The 15,914-nt window shown below is 69.2% G+C and carries 16 protein-coding genes; 10 read left to right on the plus strand and 6 right to left on the minus strand.

The window, feature by feature from the left end; all coding sequences use genetic code 11:
• The first annotated feature begins 69 nt into the window (after window positions 1-69).
• Genes AC1VNX_RS00590 through AC1VNX_RS00600 form a run of 3 tightly spaced genes read left to right on the plus strand, consistent with a single transcriptional unit; the run spans window position 70 to window position 3,265 of the window.
• Complete coding sequence (locus tag AC1VNX_RS00590) at window positions 70-1,368, plus strand: hydroxymethylglutaryl-CoA reductase, degradative (RefSeq protein WP_483155001.1); 1,299 nt, start codon at window positions 70-72, stop codon at window positions 1,366-1,368.
• Between the two features lie 59 nt (window positions 1,369-1,427).
• Window positions 1,428-1,880, plus strand: a complete 453-nt coding sequence (locus tag AC1VNX_RS00595; RefSeq protein ID WP_483155002.1) for a hypothetical protein — start codon at window positions 1,428-1,430, stop codon at window positions 1,878-1,880.
• Window positions 1,877-3,265, plus strand: coding sequence for a tripartite tricarboxylate transporter permease (locus AC1VNX_RS00600; RefSeq protein ID WP_483155003.1), 1,389 nt, complete (start codon window positions 1,877-1,879; stop codon window positions 3,263-3,265). Before AC1VNX_RS00595 ends, AC1VNX_RS00600 begins: the two co-directional genes overlap by 4 nt.
• Before the next feature lie 27 nt (window positions 3,266-3,292).
• On the opposite strand, the gene AC1VNX_RS00605 is transcribed toward AC1VNX_RS00600, so the two are convergent.
• Together AC1VNX_RS00605 and AC1VNX_RS00610 are read right to left on the minus strand one after the other, a co-directional pair.
• Window positions 3,293-3,718 (minus strand): surface-adhesin E family protein, encoded by a 426-nt coding sequence (locus tag AC1VNX_RS00605; RefSeq protein WP_483155004.1) that lies wholly within the window; start codon window positions 3,716-3,718, stop codon window positions 3,293-3,295.
• An 85-nt stretch (window positions 3,719-3,803) separates the two neighbouring features.
• Complete coding sequence (locus AC1VNX_RS00610) at window positions 3,804-5,138, minus strand: AsmA family protein (protein WP_483155005.1); 1,335 nt, start codon at window positions 5,136-5,138, stop codon at window positions 3,804-3,806.
• 102 nt (window positions 5,139-5,240) lie between these two features.
• On the opposite strand from AC1VNX_RS00610, the gene AC1VNX_RS00615 reads away from it, so the two are divergent.
• The 5 genes from AC1VNX_RS00615 (at window position 5,241) to minE (ending at window position 9,190) form a co-directional block, all read left to right on the plus strand.
• A complete protein-coding gene (locus tag AC1VNX_RS00615) occupies window positions 5,241-5,663 on the plus strand; it encodes a hotdog fold thioesterase (protein WP_093195743.1) in 423 nt (140 codons plus the stop codon).
• A gap of 161 nt (window positions 5,664-5,824) precedes the next feature.
• Window positions 5,825-7,108, plus strand: a complete 1,284-nt coding sequence (locus AC1VNX_RS00620) for a solute carrier family 23 protein (protein WP_483155006.1) — start codon at window positions 5,825-5,827, stop codon at window positions 7,106-7,108.
• A 140-nt stretch (window positions 7,109-7,248) separates the two neighbouring features.
• Window positions 7,249-8,028 (plus strand): septum site-determining protein MinC, encoded by a 780-nt coding sequence (gene minC / locus AC1VNX_RS00625; RefSeq protein ID WP_483155007.1) that lies wholly within the window; start codon window positions 7,249-7,251, stop codon window positions 8,026-8,028.
• Window positions 8,029-8,092: 64 nt separating this feature from the next.
• Window positions 8,093-8,908, plus strand: coding sequence for a septum site-determining protein MinD (gene minD, locus AC1VNX_RS00630; RefSeq protein ID WP_020723003.1), 816 nt, complete (start codon window positions 8,093-8,095; stop codon window positions 8,906-8,908).
• A 3-nt stretch (window positions 8,909-8,911) separates the two neighbouring features.
• The gene (gene minE / locus AC1VNX_RS00635; RefSeq protein ID WP_019653579.1) at window positions 8,912-9,190 is read left to right on the plus strand and encodes a cell division topological specificity factor MinE; all 279 of its coding nucleotides are present in this window, start codon (window positions 8,912-8,914) and stop codon (window positions 9,188-9,190) included.
• Here the strand turns inward: minE and AC1VNX_RS00640 are convergent.
• Window positions 9,147-10,853, minus strand: coding sequence for a rhodanese-like domain-containing protein (locus tag AC1VNX_RS00640; protein WP_483155008.1), 1,707 nt, complete (start codon window positions 10,851-10,853; stop codon window positions 9,147-9,149). The genes minE and AC1VNX_RS00640 overlap by 44 nt on opposite strands.
• 4 nt (window positions 10,854-10,857) lie before the next feature.
• Window positions 10,858-11,838: a Bug family tripartite tricarboxylate transporter substrate binding protein gene (locus tag AC1VNX_RS00645; protein WP_483155009.1), complete on the minus strand. Its 981-nt coding sequence runs from the start codon at window positions 11,836-11,838 to the stop codon at window positions 10,858-10,860.
• A gap of 193 nt (window positions 11,839-12,031) precedes the next feature.
• Between AC1VNX_RS00645 and AC1VNX_RS00650 the strand changes: the two genes are divergently transcribed.
• On the plus strand, window positions 12,032-12,967 hold the full coding sequence (locus AC1VNX_RS00650; protein ID WP_483155010.1) for a fatty acid desaturase: 936 nt from the start codon (window positions 12,032-12,034) through the stop codon (window positions 12,965-12,967).
• Between the two features lie 16 nt (window positions 12,968-12,983).
• Here the strand turns inward: AC1VNX_RS00650 and AC1VNX_RS00655 are convergent, their stop codons facing one another.
• Both AC1VNX_RS00655 and AC1VNX_RS00660 read right to left on the minus strand, forming a co-directional pair.
• Entirely contained in the window at window positions 12,984-13,901 is a 918-nt protein-coding gene (locus AC1VNX_RS00655) for an alpha/beta fold hydrolase (protein ID WP_483155011.1), read from the minus strand.
• A 223-nt stretch (window positions 13,902-14,124) separates the two neighbouring features.
• Window positions 14,125-14,727, minus strand: coding sequence for a TetR/AcrR family transcriptional regulator (locus AC1VNX_RS00660; protein WP_483155012.1), 603 nt, complete (start codon window positions 14,725-14,727; stop codon window positions 14,125-14,127).
• 180 nt (window positions 14,728-14,907) lie between these two features.
• Here AC1VNX_RS00660 and AC1VNX_RS00665 point away from each other — a divergent pair, with 180 nt between their 5' ends.
• Window positions 14,908-15,852 (plus strand): CysB family HTH-type transcriptional regulator, encoded by a 945-nt coding sequence (locus tag AC1VNX_RS00665; protein ID WP_483155013.1) that lies wholly within the window; start codon window positions 14,908-14,910, stop codon window positions 15,850-15,852.
• The last annotated feature ends 62 nt before the right edge of the window (window positions 15,853-15,914 follow it).

The raw sequence follows: 15,914 nt of genomic DNA on the forward strand, positions 1-15,914 counted from the left end.
CTTCCGGCGGCGGTACAGCCGGCCTAAATTGCCTGCTCCCGAACTCGCATTCAGAAGAGACACGCAACGATGGTCGCCGACTCCCGCCTTCCCAACTTCCGCGCGCTGACACCCGCGCAACGCCTCGAACACATCGCGCGCGCCGCCTCGCTCGCCAGCGACGAGGCCGCCCTGCTCGCCCGGCCCGACGCCCTGGGCATCGACCGCGCCAACGGCATGATCGAGAACGTCATCGGCACCTTCGAGCTGCCGCTGGGCGTGGCCGGCAACTTCGTGGTGAACGGCCGCGAGTACCTGGTGCCGATGGCGGTGGAAGAGCCCTCGGTGGTCGCCGCCGCCTCCTTCATGGCCAAGCTGGCGCGCGAAGGCGGCGGCTTCGAGGCATCGAGCACCGGGCCGCTGATGCGCGCGCAGGTGCAGGTGGTGGGCATCGGCGACCCGCACGGCGCGCGGCTCGCGCTGCTGCGGGCGCGCGAGCGCATCCTGGAGGTGGCGAACAGCCGCGACAAGGTTCTGATCGGCCTGGGCGGCGGTTGCCGCGACATCGAGGTGCATGTGTTCGAGAGCACGCCGCGCGGCGCGATGGTGGTGATGCACCTGATCGTCGACGTGCGCGACGCGATGGGTGCGAACACGGTCAACACCATGGCCGAAGCGGTGTCGCCGCTGGTCGAGGAGCTCACGGGCGGCACGGTGCGGCTGCGCATCCTGTCGAACCTCGCGGACCTGCGGCTGGCGCGCGCCCGCGTGCGGCTCGCGCCCAGCGTGATGGCCACGCGCGAGCGCAGCGGCGAGGAGGTGGTGGAAGGCGTGATCGACGCGTACACCTTCGCGGCCGTCGACCCCTACCGCGCGGCCACGCACAACAAGGGAATCATGAACGGCATCGACCCGGTGATCGTCGCCACCGGCAACGACTGGCGCGCGGTCGAGGCCGGCGCGCACGCGTACGCCTGCCGCCATGGCCGCTACACCTCGCTCACCACCTGGGAGAAGGACAACACCGGCGCCCTGGTCGGCACCATCGAGCTGCCGATGCCGGTGGGGCTGGTGGGCGGCGCCACCAAGACGCATCCGCTGGCGCGGCTGGCGCTGAAGGTCCTCGGCGTGCAGTCGGCGCAGGAGCTCGGCGAAGTCGCCGCGGCCGTGGGCCTTGCGCAGAACCTGGGCGCCTTGCGCGCGCTGGCCACCGAGGGCATCCAGCGCGGCCACATGGCGCTGCACGCACGCAACATCGCGCTGGTGGCCGGCGCCACCGGCGAGGAGATCGACGCGGTCGCCAGGCAGATGGCGGCCGAGCACGACGTGCGCACCGACCGCGCGGTGGCGCTGCTCGAAGCGCTGCGCGAGAAGAACAACAAGAAGTAGGCAGGCAGGAAGGCATTGCGGGCACGGCCCGCATCCACAACAACGACGGAGACAACAGCATGAAGACGGACAGTGCAGGCCGCGCGAGATGGCGGCTGGTTGAAATATGGGGCGACACCGCCGACCTGGGCCACCTCGCTTGGTCGATCGCCATAGGCCTCGTGGTGAGCCTCGCGGGCTTCCTGGTGGCCAACCGCGTGCTCGCGAGCACCGTGGGGACGCCCGAGCTGGCGCGGGCCTACGCCATGCTCGCGGGCCTGGGCGGCTGCGTGCTGTCGGGCCTGATCTGCGCCTGGCTCTTCACGCCCAAGCGCGAAGTGATCGAGGGCACCGGGGCCGATCCGCGCTGGCGCGAGGAAGTGCTGGCCGAGCTGGCCGGCGAGCACGGCGACCTGGGCTCGGTGGCCGACCTGCCGCCCGCGGTGGTGCGCGAGATGAAGGAGCTCGAAATCCACGACCTGTTCGCCTCGTACCGGCCGCGCGCCGCGCAGCAGAAAGGTGCCGCGCCATGATCGACGCATCGCTGCTCAACCAGATCCTCGTCGCCACCGGCATGGGCCTCGTCGGCGCCGTGGTGTTCGCGGCCATCGGCCTCGTCTCGGGCACCGACGAGACCACCACGCTCGCGCCGCTCACGCTGCTGGTGGTGCTGCTGGGCGTGCCGCCCGTGGGTGTCTTCACCTTCTTCCTGGCCGCGGCCGTGGCCAAGCACATGACGCACGCCGTGCCCACCGCGCTGCTGGGCATTCCGGGCGACACCATGGCCACGCCGCTGCTGCAGGACGCCAACGTGCTGCGCAACCTCGGCGTGCCGCACATCGCGTTGCGCAAGATGGTGTCGGGCGCGATCATCGCGGCCTTCATCGCGGTGCCGCTGGCCGTGCTGTTCGCGGTGCTGCTGGCGCCCTACGGCGCGGCCATCACCAAGGCGGCGCCGTGGATCTTCGTGGTGGCGGCCGTGGCCATCGCGTATTTCTCCAGCGGGCGCTGGGCCTCGGTGGCGACGCTGGTGCCCTTCGTGGTGGTGATCGTGGCGCTGCAGGCGCTCACGGGCAAGTACGGCGTGAAGCTCAGCATCAGCTACTTCCTGGGCATCGCCATCGGGCCGCTGGTGGCCGACCTGTTCTCGGTGATCTCGCCCGCGGCGCGTGCGCGCATGAAGCGCGACAAGGTCCGCACCTTCTCGCTGGCGCCGGACGTGAAGGGCTGGTCGGGCTATTTCCCGAACCCGTTCAAGGTGCTCGACCGCGGGCAGGTGAAGTGGACCTTCGCGACGGCGGCTGTCTCCAGCGCCACCTTCGTGTTCAGCCCGGTCGCGATGACTGTGGTGCTGGGCGAACTGGTGGGCTCGCGCGTGAAGCACGCCTATCACCGGCTCACCACCACGCTGGCCGCGCGCAACGGCGTGACCGAGGCCACCTACATCGCCGAGGCGCTGATTCCACTGATCGCCATCGGCCTGCCGCTGAGCCCGGTGGCCGCGGGGCCGGCCGCGCCGCTTTTCAACGCGCCGCCGGTCTTCACCATCGATGCGGCCAGCGGCCAGACCCACAACCTGCACAACCTGCTGAGCCACTGGGAGTTCCTGGGCTACGGCATGCTGGCGGTGGTGCTCGCCGCGCTGGTGGCCTATCCGTTCACGATGAATTTCGCGCGCCGCGCGGCGCTCTTCGTCTCGCGCAAGGTCAGCCACGAGGCGATCATCGCGACCTTCGTGGGGCTGATCGTGGTGATCAGCGTGTGGGAAGGCCAGCTGCTCGGGCTGCTGGTGATTTTGACGATGGGGCTGCTGGGCGGGCTGCTGTCGCGCGCGATCGGCTTCAACACCGGCGTGCAGTTCATGGGCTACTACACGGCGGTGCTGACGGTGCCCGCGGTGGTGAAGGCCTTCGGCTGACCTGGTGAAGGAAGGCGGAAGGGGCGGTCAGCGCACCTTCGCGCAGACCGCCTCGAACACCGCGCCGCTGACCGTCTCGGGCTTGCCCACGGGCGACCACTGGGTGTGGCGGCTGATGTCGAGGTCGTGCACCTCGAGCGGTCCGTTGTAGCTGACGACGCGGCGCATCTTCTCGCGGCGGCCCTTGCAGTCGTAGTCGCCCAGGTAGTTCGATGCGCGGAAGGGCTGCTTGCCCACGTCGTTCTGCAGCTCGAAGTAGTCGTAGCGGGTCCAGGCCTCGACGAATTCGCCGTGGGGGCGGATCGACGGGATCTTCAGCGACACCTTCTTGCGGGCGGTGGTCATGAGCTGTGTCCACTCCTGCTGTTTCTGCTGCTGCGCGGTGGCGCATGGAACCGCAGCCACCAGCGCGACGGCACCGATGGCGGGGATCAGGCGAAGGAACGGGTTCATGGCTCGGGCTCCCTGTGTGGTTCTGATTCTGAATGGGCCGGCACCGGCCGGCAGCCGGAAGATATCAAAGCAGGCCCAAGGCGGCTCAGCGCGGCTTCGGCTGGACCTTCTTCCGGGCCGGCTTCGGCTTGTCGCCTCCGAACAGCTTTTCCACCTGCTGACCCACACGCGCCCCGATGGCCGTGCCCACGCCCGGCAGCACCGCGCTGCCGATGGCCGCGCCGGTGAGCGCGGCGCCGGTCAGCGAGAGTTCGGGGTCGCTCGTGCTGCCGCCCACCTTCAGCGGCACGCCGACCACGCCGTCGACGAGGTCGACCGCGATCTCGCCGTCGAGCTTGCGGTTGAAGAGTTTCAGGTTGCCGCTGGCGGTGAGCACGCCCGAGCGGGCCTTGAGGTTGCTGTACTGCAGCACGACGCCGTCCTCGGTGCCCTGGGTGTCGAGGGTGCCGGTGAGTTCGTCCAGCGCGGTGGTGCCGCCGCGGCTGATGCCGGCGGTGGTGACGGCCTTGGCCACGTCCAGCTTCGTGAGCGTGGCCGGCTGCACCGAGAAGGTGGTGCGGGTGTGCAGGCTGCGGATGAGCGCCCCCAGCTCCTCGGCGCTCGCGGCCTCGGCCACGAGCGTGGTGGTGCCCGAGAACTTGCCGGCCACCGAGCTGCGGCGGCCGAAGGCCTGCGCCAGGCTCTCGACGTCGATCTGGCGCGGCTCCAGGTCGGCCGAGAGCTGTAGCTTGCCGTCGGGCTGCGTCTCCAGGCGGGAGACGCCGTTCCAGGTGCCGCCGCCCACGTCGATGCGGGTGCGCCAGCGGTCCTGCCCGGCCTGGCGGTCCAGCCGCAGTCGCGCGGGCGATGCCGTGCCGGCGCGCTCGATGCGGGCCTGGCGCGGGCGCCAGCCGGGGTCGAAGCGGATGTCGCCGTCGTAGGCCAGGGAGATGTCGCGCCGGTCGATCCAGCTCACGTCGCGCCAGCGCAGCTGTTCCACGGGGACCGGCGCGAGCGTCCACGGCGCGGGCAGCGCGATGACGCCCGCCCCGCCTTCCCGCGGCTTGGGACCCTTGCCCCGGAAGGCCCGCACCGAGGCGCGCGGCAGCACCAGGCCCTCGACCTCGATCTCGTCCACCGCTATGACGCGCTGCAGCAGCGGCGCGAGCTGCAGCTGCACGCTCACGCGGCGCAGGGTGATGGGGCGCGGCTGGTCGGTGGCGATGTCGGACAGCACCAGCACCGGTACAGGCAGCAGCGACCAATGGGCGCCACCCACCTTCAGGGCCACGCCGAAGCGCTTCTCGAAGGCCTCGGCGATCTTCGCCGCCACCTCGTCGTCGGTGGGCAGCCGCGCGCTCACCACCCACACCAGCGCACCAATGCCCAGCAGCAATGCAACGGCGATGCCGATGAGCCAGCGGCGCAGGGGGAGCTTCATCGGCGCAAGGTAGCACGCAAAGGCGACTCGGTTTGTCAGCCGCCATCGCTATAGTTTTGGCCACCCTGTTACAGGCAAGAGAAAGAAAGAAGGAAGCACCGAATGCGTATCTGGAAAAAAGAGATCTCCGTCGAGGCGCTGACGCGCAACCACGTGGGCACCGCCGTCTCGACGCTGGGCATGGAGTTCCTGGAGGTGGGCGACGACTTCATCCGCGCCCGCTGCCCGGTGGACGAGCGCACCCGCCAGCCCTACGGCATCCTGCACGGCGGCGTGTCGGTGGTGCTGGCCGAGACGCTGGGCTCCTGCGGCGCCCATTACTCCGCCCCCGAGGGCGACCGCGCCGTGGGCCTGGACATCAATGCCAACCACATCCGCTCGGTGACCAGCGGCTGGGTGATCGGCACGGCGCGGCCGGTGCACCGGGGGCGCACCACGCAGGTCTGGCAGATCGACCTGACCAACGAGGCGGGCGAGCTGACCTGCGTGTCGCGCATCACGATGGCGGTGCTGCAGCCGCGCTGAGCGGCGGGCGCCCTCCTCTTGCCGCCTCTTTTCTCTTCTCCGGGCACAGGGTGCGTGCCGGTGTTCAGGGTGGTGCTCATCGCCCACAATCACGCCCCGGGAAAGCCGGAGCGTTCCGGACACCCGCCGCGCACACCACCAACAAGAGGAGAAAGAAAAAGATGTTCAACTGGACTGAACGGCCCGCGTCCGCGCTGGCCAACGGCGCGGTGATCGCGCCGGACGAGCGGCTGCCCTGGCTGCAGACCGGCGCCATGGGCGTGCAGCACGTCATCGCGATGTTCGGCGCCACGGTGCTGGCGCCGATCCTGATGGGCTTCAACCCCAACATCGCCATCCTGATGAGCGGCATCGGCACGCTCATCTTCTACTTCGTCACCGGCGGCAAGGTGCCCAGCTACCTGGGCTCGAGCTTCGCCTTCATCGGCGTGGTGATCGCCGCCAGCGGCTACGCGGGCAAGGGGCCCAACGCCAACATTGCGGTGGCGCTGGGGGGCATCGTGGCCTGCGGGGTGGTGTACATCATCATCGGGGCCATCGTGCAGGCCATCGGCACGGGCTGGATCGAGCGCTTCATGCCGCCGGTGGTCACCGGCGCGGTGGTGGCGGTGATCGGGCTCAACCTGGCGAGCGTGCCGGTCAAGAACATGGCGGCCGGCAACTTCGACGCCTGGATGCAGGCCGTGACCTTCCTCTGCGTGGGCCTGGTGGCGGTGTTCACGCGCGGCATGCTGCAGCGCCTGCTGATCCTGGTGGGGCTGATTCTGGCGACGCTGGTCTACGCGGCGCTGACCAACGGCATGGGGCTGGGCAAGCCGGTGGACCTCAGCGGCATCGCGAACGCGGCCTGGTTCGGCATGCCGACCTTCACCGCGCCGGTGTTCACGACCAACGCGATGCTGCTGATCGCACCGGTAGCGATCATCCTGGTGGCGGAGAACCTCGGCCACCTGAAGGCGGTGACGGCCATGACCGGCCGCAACCTCGACCCGTACATGGGCCGCGCCTTCATCGGCGATGGCATCGCCACCGTGGTGAGCGGCGCCGCGGGCGGCACGGGCGTGACCACCTACGCCGAGAACATCGGCGTGATGGCGGCCACGCGCATCTACTCCACCGCCGTGTTCGTGGTGGCGGCCGTCATCGCGCTGGTGCTGGGCTTCAGCCCCAAGTTCGGCGCGCTGATCCAGGCCATTCCGCTGCCGGTGATGGGCGGCGTGAGCATCGTGGTGTTCGGCCTGATCGCCATCGCGGGTGCCAAGATCTGGGTCGACAACAAGGTCGACTTCTCGCAGAACAAGAACCTGATCGTCGCGGCCATCACGCTGATCATCGGCACGGGCGACTTCACACTGAAGTTCGGCGACTTCGCCCTCGGCGGCATCGGCTGCGCGACCTTCGGCGCCATCATTCTTTACGCGCTGCTGGGCCGCTCCAGGAACTGAGCAGGCCCCGATCCAGGCCCTCCGGAAAAGTGCAACCTCATGAAAGAAGTGTTTGCCGGAGGGCCTGAGGCGGGGGGCCTTCACCGGCGTTTGGCCCGCGCCCGTTAGACTCCAACGCTTTTCGCACCGACGTTTTCCCAATGGCCGATGTCTCCGCCGCGCGCACCAAGGCGGTTTTCGAATTCAAGAGCGCCACGCTGCCGCTGATCGCAGTGATCCTCAAGACGTCCGACCTGGACGTGCTGGCCGAGGCGCTCGACGCCCAGCTGGCGGATTCGCCCGACTTCTTCGAGCAGGAGCCGGTGGTGATCGACCTCTCCCTGCTGCAGGAAGCCCAGGACGAGAGCGGCGAGGCCGGCGGCGGCGATGTCATCGACTTCGCCGCCCTGCGCGGCCTGCTGGCGCGCCACCAGACGCAACCCATCGCGGTGCGCGGCGGCAACGAGGCCCAGCACGCCGCGGCGCGCGCGGCCGGCCTTTCGGTGGCGGCCATGCCCTCGGCCCCGGCGCCCCGCCCTCCGGCCCCACCGGCCGAGCCCCCCGCTTCGGAAGCCCCCCAGATCGTGCGCGAGGTGCCGGTGCCGGCCAACGGCACGCTCCTGATCGACAAGCCGCTGCGCTCGGGCCAGCAGGTCTACGCCCGCGGCGGCGACGTGGTGGTGACTGCCGTGGTGAGCTTCGGCGCCGAGGTCATCGCCGACGGCAACGTGCACGTGTACGCGCCGCTGCGCGGCAAGGCCATCGCCGGCGCGCGCGGCAACACCGAGGCGCGGATCTTCTCGACCTGCATGGAAGCCCAACTGGTGGCCGTCGCCGGCATCTACCGGACCAACGAGGTGCCGCTGCCCGACACGGTGCTGGGCAAGCCGGCCCAGGTGCGACTGGACGGCAAGAAGATTTCCATCGACCCGATTCCCTGACCCGGCTCACGGAATGCGGCGACCCTGATAACCAACAACTGAATCGAAACAAGAAGGAATGGCCATGGCCAAAATTGTGGTGGTGACTTCGGGCAAGGGCGGCGTCGGCAAGACGACGACGAGCGCCAGCTTTGCGTCGGGCCTCGCGCTCGCGGGCAAGAAGACGGCTGTGATCGACTTCGACGTGGGCCTGCGCAACCTCGACCTGATCATGGGCTGCGAACGCCGCGTGGTGTACGACCTGATCAACGTCATCCAGGGCGAGGCCAACCTGAGCCAGGCGCTCATCAAGGACAAGCAGTGCGACAACCTGTTCGTGCTGGCCGCCTCGCAGACGCGCGACAAGGAAGCGCTCACGCAGGAGGGCGTGGAGAAGGTGCTGGCCGATCTCGCCGCGATGGACTTCGAATACATCGTCTGCGACTCGCCCGCGGGCATCGAGACCGGCGCCATGATGGCCATGCACTTCGCCGACGAGGCGCTGGTGGTGACCAACCCCGAGGTGTCCTCGGTGCGCGACTCGGACCGCATCCTGGGCATGCTCAGCAGCAAGACCAAGCGCGCCAAGGAAGGCGGCGAGCCCATCAAGGAGCACCTGCTCATCACCCGCTACAACCCCAACCGGGTGGCGGGCGGCCAGATGCTCTCGCTGGAGGACATCCAGGACATCCTGCGCATCAAGCTGATCGGCGTGATCCCCGAGTCGGAAAGCGTGCTGCACGCCTCCAACCAGGGCGTGCCGGCGATCCACGACAAGGAAACCGACGTGGCGCAGGCCTACACCGACGTGGTGGCGCGCTTTCTCGGCGAGGAACGGCCGATGCGCTTCGTCGAGGCGGAGAAGCCGGGCTTCTTCAAGCGAATCTTCGGGAGCAAGTAGTCCATGTCCTTCCTCTCGTTCCTGCTGGGCGAAAAGAAGAAGACTGCCAGCGTCGCGAAAGAGCGGCTGCAGATCATCCTCGCCCACGAGCGCTCGAGCCTCAGCGGCAAGAAGCGGCCCGACTACCTGCCCGAACTCCAGCGCGAGCTGGTGGCGGTGATTTCCAAGTACGTGTCCATCAACGCGGACGACATCAAGGTCAACCTGGAGACCCAGGACAACCTCGAAGTGCTCGACATCAAGATCGAGCTGCCCGATCCGGCCCCGACGCCGGCGCGCTGAGCGCGAAGAACCTGAAGCGCACCGACGGGTCCTGCAGGACCCGCTCGGCCAGCGCGCGCTCCCACGCGAGGTAGTCGGCCCAGGCCGCGTCGCGGCGCGGGCCGAACACGCGCATCACCGAGCCCCAGTCGTCGTCGAAGGGCGTGAGCAGCCGGGCCGGCACGAAATCGGTCGCCAGCGGCCTGCCGGAAGCCTTCCAGGCCTGCGTTCCGCCCTGGAGCCAGGTGAACACCGTTTTCCCCGAATCCGGCCAGCGCCGCCGGGCATCGCGCGCCACGCGCGCTGCGGCCGTGCCATCCGGCGAGGTGAAGACCAGCGTGCGGCCGGCCGTGGCGTGCGAAGCCAGCGGCTCCAGCGAGGCGGGCAGCATGTAGAGCGCGCCCGGAAGATGGCCGCGCTCGTAGTCGAGGCTCGGGCCGACATCGATCACCGTGACCGCGCCGTTGCCGCGCAGGCGGGCCAGAGCGTCGGGAGTCAACGGCAAGGGAGCGTCCCTCAGCACGGCCGTCGCAGTGGATGTTGCGGGCGGCGGCGCCAGTTCCGGCGCGAACTCGCCCTCATGGACGAACACCTCCGCCTGCCCCAGCTGCGTGAGCCAGAAGCTGGTAATGGCGGCGCGCAGTCGGTGCGCCGGGTCGTCGATCAGCACGATGCGCGCGCCGCGCGTGCCCACGAGGTTCTCGAAATGCATCAGCAGCTGGCCGCCCGGCACCTGCTGCACGCCCGTGCCCGCGAGGGCCGGGTCGGCGGTGGGCCGCACGTCGAAGACGTGGAGGGTGCGCGTGTCGTCGTCGCGCCAGCGTGCGACCTGGGCCGCGTCGGCCACGGGCAGCGAGAAGCGCCGGATCAGGTCGTCTGCGATGCCGCGCAGCACCTCGGGCGATTCGGGCGGCAGCTCGTCGCCGGGCGCGGCGTTCTGCACCGTGGGCGCGCCCAGCAGGCCCCAGGCCATGACGCCGTCCTCGACGAACACAGCCTCGGGCGCACGGCCCAGCAGCCGCAGCGTGGTGGCGCCGACGATGCCGCGCGTGCGGCTGAAGCAGTTGATGGCCCAGAGATGGTCCTGCGCCGAGTGATCGGCCTCGGAAGGCTCGAAGCGGCGCAGCGCCAGTTCGGTGCCCGCGTGGTTGCGCGCGCCGGGCAGCGAGAGGAACTCGAACTCCGCGCGCGGCCGGGCGTCGACCAGCGTGGTCGGCCGGCCTTCGCGCAGCCGCGTGCGCAGCGCCTCGACCAGCAGGCCGGGCGTACCGTAGTGCAGCCGGGCGCAGTCGCCGAAAGCCTTGATCAGGGTGCCGTAGCCGTCGATGGTGGGCAGGCCCTCGGTCACCCAGCGCTGCAGGCCGCCTTCGAGCGTGCGCACGTCGGTGTAGCCCAGGCGCGCGAGCACCTCGGCGGCGGATTGCGCAATGCCGTCGGGCGCGCCGTGGTCGTCGTAGAGCACCACGGGCACGCAGCGGCGCGGCACGAAGGCCCCCACCTGCAGCTCGAGCCCGCTGAACGGCAGGTTGCGCGCGAGGTTGGGATGGCGCTGCACGTACCAGCGGGTTTCGCGCACGTCGAGCAGCGCGATCTCGGGCGCGACGGCCGGGGCAGGGTCGGCCAGCAGCAGGCGCTGCAGTTCCGCCGGGGCGATGGCGGTCTTCTTCGTCGATGGCTCGCTCATGACGTCAGTTTGGCTGGATGCCGGCCTGTTTCACAACCGCCGTCCACTTCACCGTCTCGGACTGGATGAAGCGGCCGAACTCCTCGGGCGTGTTGCCCACGGTGAAGGCGCCGATGTCGTCGTAGCGCTTTTTGAACTCGGCCGTCTGCACGATGTCGCGCAGCTCGCGCGAGAGGCGCTGCACCAGCGGCGCCGGCGTGCCGCTGCGCACCACCACGCCGTACCAGGAGGTGACCTCGAAGCCCGGCAGGCCGGCCTCGGCGGTGGTGGGCACGTCGGGCAGCCAGGGCGCGCGCGTGCGGTAGGCCACCGCCAGCGGCTTGAGCGTGCCGGCCTTCACGAAGGGAATGGCCGTGACCACCTCGTTGAAGATGAACTGCGTCTGCCCCGCGAGCAGGTCGTTGATGGCCGGGGCGCTGCCCTGGTAGGGAATGGCGGTGAAGTCGGCACCGGTCTGCGTCTTCAGCAGTTCGCCCGCGAGGTGCGAGTACGCGCCGATGCTGATGCCGTAGTTGACCTTGCCGGGGTTCTTCTTCGAATAGTCGATGAGCTCGCGCGGCGTCGCCACGGGCAGCTTCGGGTTCACAAGCAGCACCTGCGGCGTCTGCACCAGAAGCGACACGGGCGTGAAGTCTCGCGCGAGGTCGTAGCTGAGCTGCCTGAAGAGCGCCGGCTGCACCGTGAGGTTGGAGGCCGGCGCGAGCAGCAGCGTGTGGCCGTCGGCCGGCTGGCGCGCGACGTATTCGAAGCCGATGTTGCCGGCCGCGCCGCTGCGGTTCTCGACCACCACCGGCTGTCCGAGGCGCTGCTGCAGCTGCTCGGCGACTTCGCGCGCGATCTTGTCGGCGATGCCGCCGGCGGGATACGGCACGACGAGGCGGACGGTCCTGGTCGGGTAGTCGTCCACGGTGGCCGCGTGGATCTGCACGTCGACGGACAGCGCGGCGAGCAACGCCAGCGCGAGGCGGATGAGGAAGTTCTTCATGGGAGAGAGATGGCGCAAGGGCTTGCACGCGGCTGTCGCGAGGCGCGGGAGCCGGCAAGGGTGCAGCAGCAAAGCCGCGAAGCGTAGGCCTCGACCCGCGCGCGGCGGAAGGAAGTTTCACGTCCATGCTTATGCGAAAAGCGCGCATGCAAGCGACCGCTTGCTACCTAGCATCGCAGTCCCGGTCCACGCCATGACATCGACTGCCGCTCCCCTTCCCCAGAAAGCACCAACCCGCCGGCACTGGTGGTGGCACTACGAAGTGCCCACGCTGCTGCTGGCCGCGGTGCTCTATGCCGCATGGGCCGCGCTGCTATGGTGGCATGCGACGCTGCCGGGCTGGGCGCTGTTCCTGGCGGGCGGCTTTCTCGCGCAGCTGCACTTCTCGCTGCAGCACGAGAGCATCCATGCGATGCGCCATCTGCCGAAGTGGCTGCGCCACGCGGTGGTGTGGCCGCCGCTGAACCTCTGGCTGCCCTACCCGTTCTACAACCGCGGCCACAGCTCGCACCACGTCAACTTCCATCTCACGCATCCGGAGCGCGACAACGAGAGCGCCTACCACTCCGCGCCCGCATGGCAGGGCTACGGGCCGGTGTGGCGATGGATCTACATGGCCAACCAGACGATTGCCTTCCGCGTGGTGCTGGGGCCGTTCCTGCGACTGTGGAAGCTGGTGCGCTTCGAGACCACGCGGGTGCTCGCGGGCGATTTCTCGCGCCTGCCGACGTGGTTCTGGCATGCGCTGAGCGTGGCGCCGGTGCTGTACTACGTGACCGTGGTCTGCGGCATGGGCTTCGGCGAGTACCTGCTGTACTTCGTCTATCCGGGGATGATGCTGGGCTCGCTGCGCACCTTCACCGAGCACCGCTGGGCCGACACGCCGCACGAGCGCGTGGCCATCGTGGAGTCGAACCTGGTGTTCGGGCTGCTGTACCTCTTCAACAACCTGCACCACGTGCACCACCGCGCGCCGACCATGCCCTGGTACGAGATCCCGGTGTACTTCCGCAGGCACCGCGCGGCGGTGCTGGCGGCGAACGGCAACTTCTACTACCGGGGGTACGGGGAGATCGTCCGGCGGCATCTGTTCAAGCCGGTCTTCACTCCCGTGCACCCCACCTGGTAGCTGGTAGCGCTCTCGCTCAGGGCTGCGCGACGAAGCGCGCCACCTGCGTCAGCACCTCTGCCTCCTTGAGGATGCGTCGATGTCCCCAGCCCTGCGTGGCAACGAGCTGCGCGCCGCGGATCGCGTCGCGGTACGCCTGTGCGTCGGCGAAGCGGTTCACGCGGTCGTCGCGGTCATGAACGATCAGCGTGGGCTGCGCGATGCGCGGGCCCACTGCCGCAGGTTCGAGCTGCGGCATCAGCACGCCTTCGCGCGATTCGAAGCGCCGCTGCATCGCGAGGCGCGTGGCTTCGCTGAGCCCGAAGGTGTGGGCGAAGTAGCGCGTGTATTCGCGCGGCGAAGCCGGCGGAGCAAGCAGCACGAGGCGCTCGGCGGGCAGCCCGCGCGCTGCAGCCAGGGCCAGCCCGTTGGCGCCCAGCGAATGCGCGACAGCGGCGCGCAGCGCGTGGCCATCGGCCGCGAGCCGGGCCGCGACGTAGGCGATGGCGCGCGCGAACTGCGGCGAGTTGCTCATCGTGCCGGCGCTGCGGCCATGGGCCGGCAGTTCGAGCAGCACGGGCCGCAGCCCCTCCGCGGCCAGGGCCTGCGCGAGCGGCAGCATCTGGCCCGCATGCCCGCCCCAGCCGTGCACCAGCAGCACCACCGGCGCCGACTCGGCGCCCGAGTCCTGCGCGGCAAGGTGGTAGATGCCCACGCTCGCGTCTTCGAAGGCCCAGCCCTCGCGCCGCCATTCGGCACCGGGGCCCTGGCCGCGATAGAGCCACTTGGGCGGCAGCGGCGTGCCGAAGACACGGTAGGCGGCACGCACCGCCAGCGCGGGCCACAGGCGCTGCGAGGCGGTGAGGCCGAAGCGAAGCGCGCGCATCGTGCGGCTGGGCCGGTAGTAGTTCGACTGCGCGGCGTGGCCGGCTGCCGAAGAAGAAGTACTCGTCATGGGTGGGTGGTCCTTCAAGGCTTCAGTACCAGACCCAGTCGCGGTTGCTGCGGGGCAGGCTGCGCAGGGTGTCGCGAAGGCCCTTGATGCCAAGGACGGCCGCGTAGACGGCGAGAAAGAGGGCAATGATCAGCATGGTGCTTCTCCTGTTTATCGCACGACTGTGCGAAATTCTGGCAAATCGAGATGCGGGAAATCCGCCTGCTTCGTGAAGGGTCCTCGCTCAGGCGAGGTAGCTGGAAAGAAGCCGCTGCCAGGTCTGCGTGGCGCGGTCGGCAGCCTGCGGGTCGCGCAGGAAGCGCGCGTCGTGCAGCTGGGTCATGGTCAGGCCGTTGAGCTCGCTCACGAGCTGGGCGGGGTCGGTGTCGGCCTTGAGCTCGCCCGTCTCGATGGCCTGCAGCACGGTGCGGCGCAGCGCGGCGCGCCAGCGGGTGATTTCGCCGAGCAGCACGTCGCGCAGCTCGCCCTCGCGGTCGTCGAACTCGAAGGCGCCCGCCATGTAGAGGCAGCCGGTGTGCATCTCGACGTCGCGGGTGCGAGCGATCCACCGCGCCACGATCTCGTTGAGCCGGGGCAGGCCCTTGGGCTTCTGCATGGCGGGCACGAACACCTCGGCCAGGAAGCCGCGGCCGTACTCCTCGATGACGGCCTTCTGCAGCGCCTCGCGCGAACCCACGCGCGAGAACACGCCGCTCTTGGACAGGCCCAGCTTGCTGGCCACGGCCTGCAGCGTGATCGCTTCCAGGCCCTCGGCGAGCGCGAGGTTCATTGCCGCGCCGACGATGGCGGCGCGGGTGAGTTCGCTTTTCTGGGTCTTGGCGTCCATGCGGCGAACTTTAGCACAGTCGTGCGAAACTACAAGTACCCAGCGGAAAGCCGCGGCCGGAGCGCCTTAAAGATGTTTTGCTCATGTGAAACCAACAAACGCATCGTTCCCCGAATAAGCGCTTCTGCCGAGAATCGCCGGTCGGCCCCAGCCGGGGCTTCGATGACTCCTCCGCGCCAGATGAACTTCCAACAACTGCGCTCGGTACGCGAGGCCGTTCGTTGCGGCTTCAACCTGACCGAAGTCGCCCACACACTGCACACCTCCCAGCCCGGCGTGAGCCGGCAGATCCGCGAACTCGAGGAAGAACTCGGCATCGAGCTCTTCGTGCGCGCGGGCAAGCGGCTCACCGGGCTCACCGAGCCCGGCGGGCACGTGCTGCCGATCATCGAGCGCATGCTGATGGAGAGCAGCAACCTCAAGCATGCGGGCCAGGAGTTCGTCGCGCAACAAAGCGGCCTGCTCTCGGTGGCGGCCACGCACTCGCAGGCGCGCTATGCGATGCCGGTGGCGGTGCAGGAATTCCGCGCGCAGTTTCCGAACGTGAAGCTGCACCTGCACCAGGGCTCGCCCAAGCAGATCGCGCAGATGCTGCTCGACGGCGAAGCCGACGTGGGCATCGCCACCGAGGCGCTGGGCGACTATCCGCAGCTGGTCGCCCTGCCCTGCTACCGCTGGACGCACTCGGTGATCGTGCCGCCGGGGCACCCGCTGCTCGACGCTCCGCTCACGCTGGAAGCGCTCACGCGCTACCCGCTCATCACCTACGACACCGGCTTCACGGGCCGCTCGCGCATCGACGAAGCCTTCGAGCAGCGCGGGCTGCAGCCCAACATCGTGCTGGCCGCGATGGATGCCGACGTGATCAAGACCTACGTGCAGCTGGGCCTGGGCATCGGCATCGTGGCCGGCGTGGCCTATGAAGCCGAGCGCGACACGCAGCTGCGCGCGATCGACGCGGGGCGGCTCTTCGGCATCAACCTCACCAAGCTGGCCGTGCGGCGCGGCACTTACTTGCGCAAGTACGTCTATGCCTTCATCGAGTCGTTCGCGCCCACGCTGACGCGCGCGGTCGTCGAAGGGGCTCTGGGAGACCAGGAAAGGGCTTCCCACTACGAAATCTAGGCCCTGTTTGTCCAGAGGCTGCAAGGGAGTGTGTACTGCGGACGACAGAAGGGTTAAAAAAG

The sequence above is a fragment of the Variovorax sp. TLI9-5A genome (genome assembly GCF_056867935.1).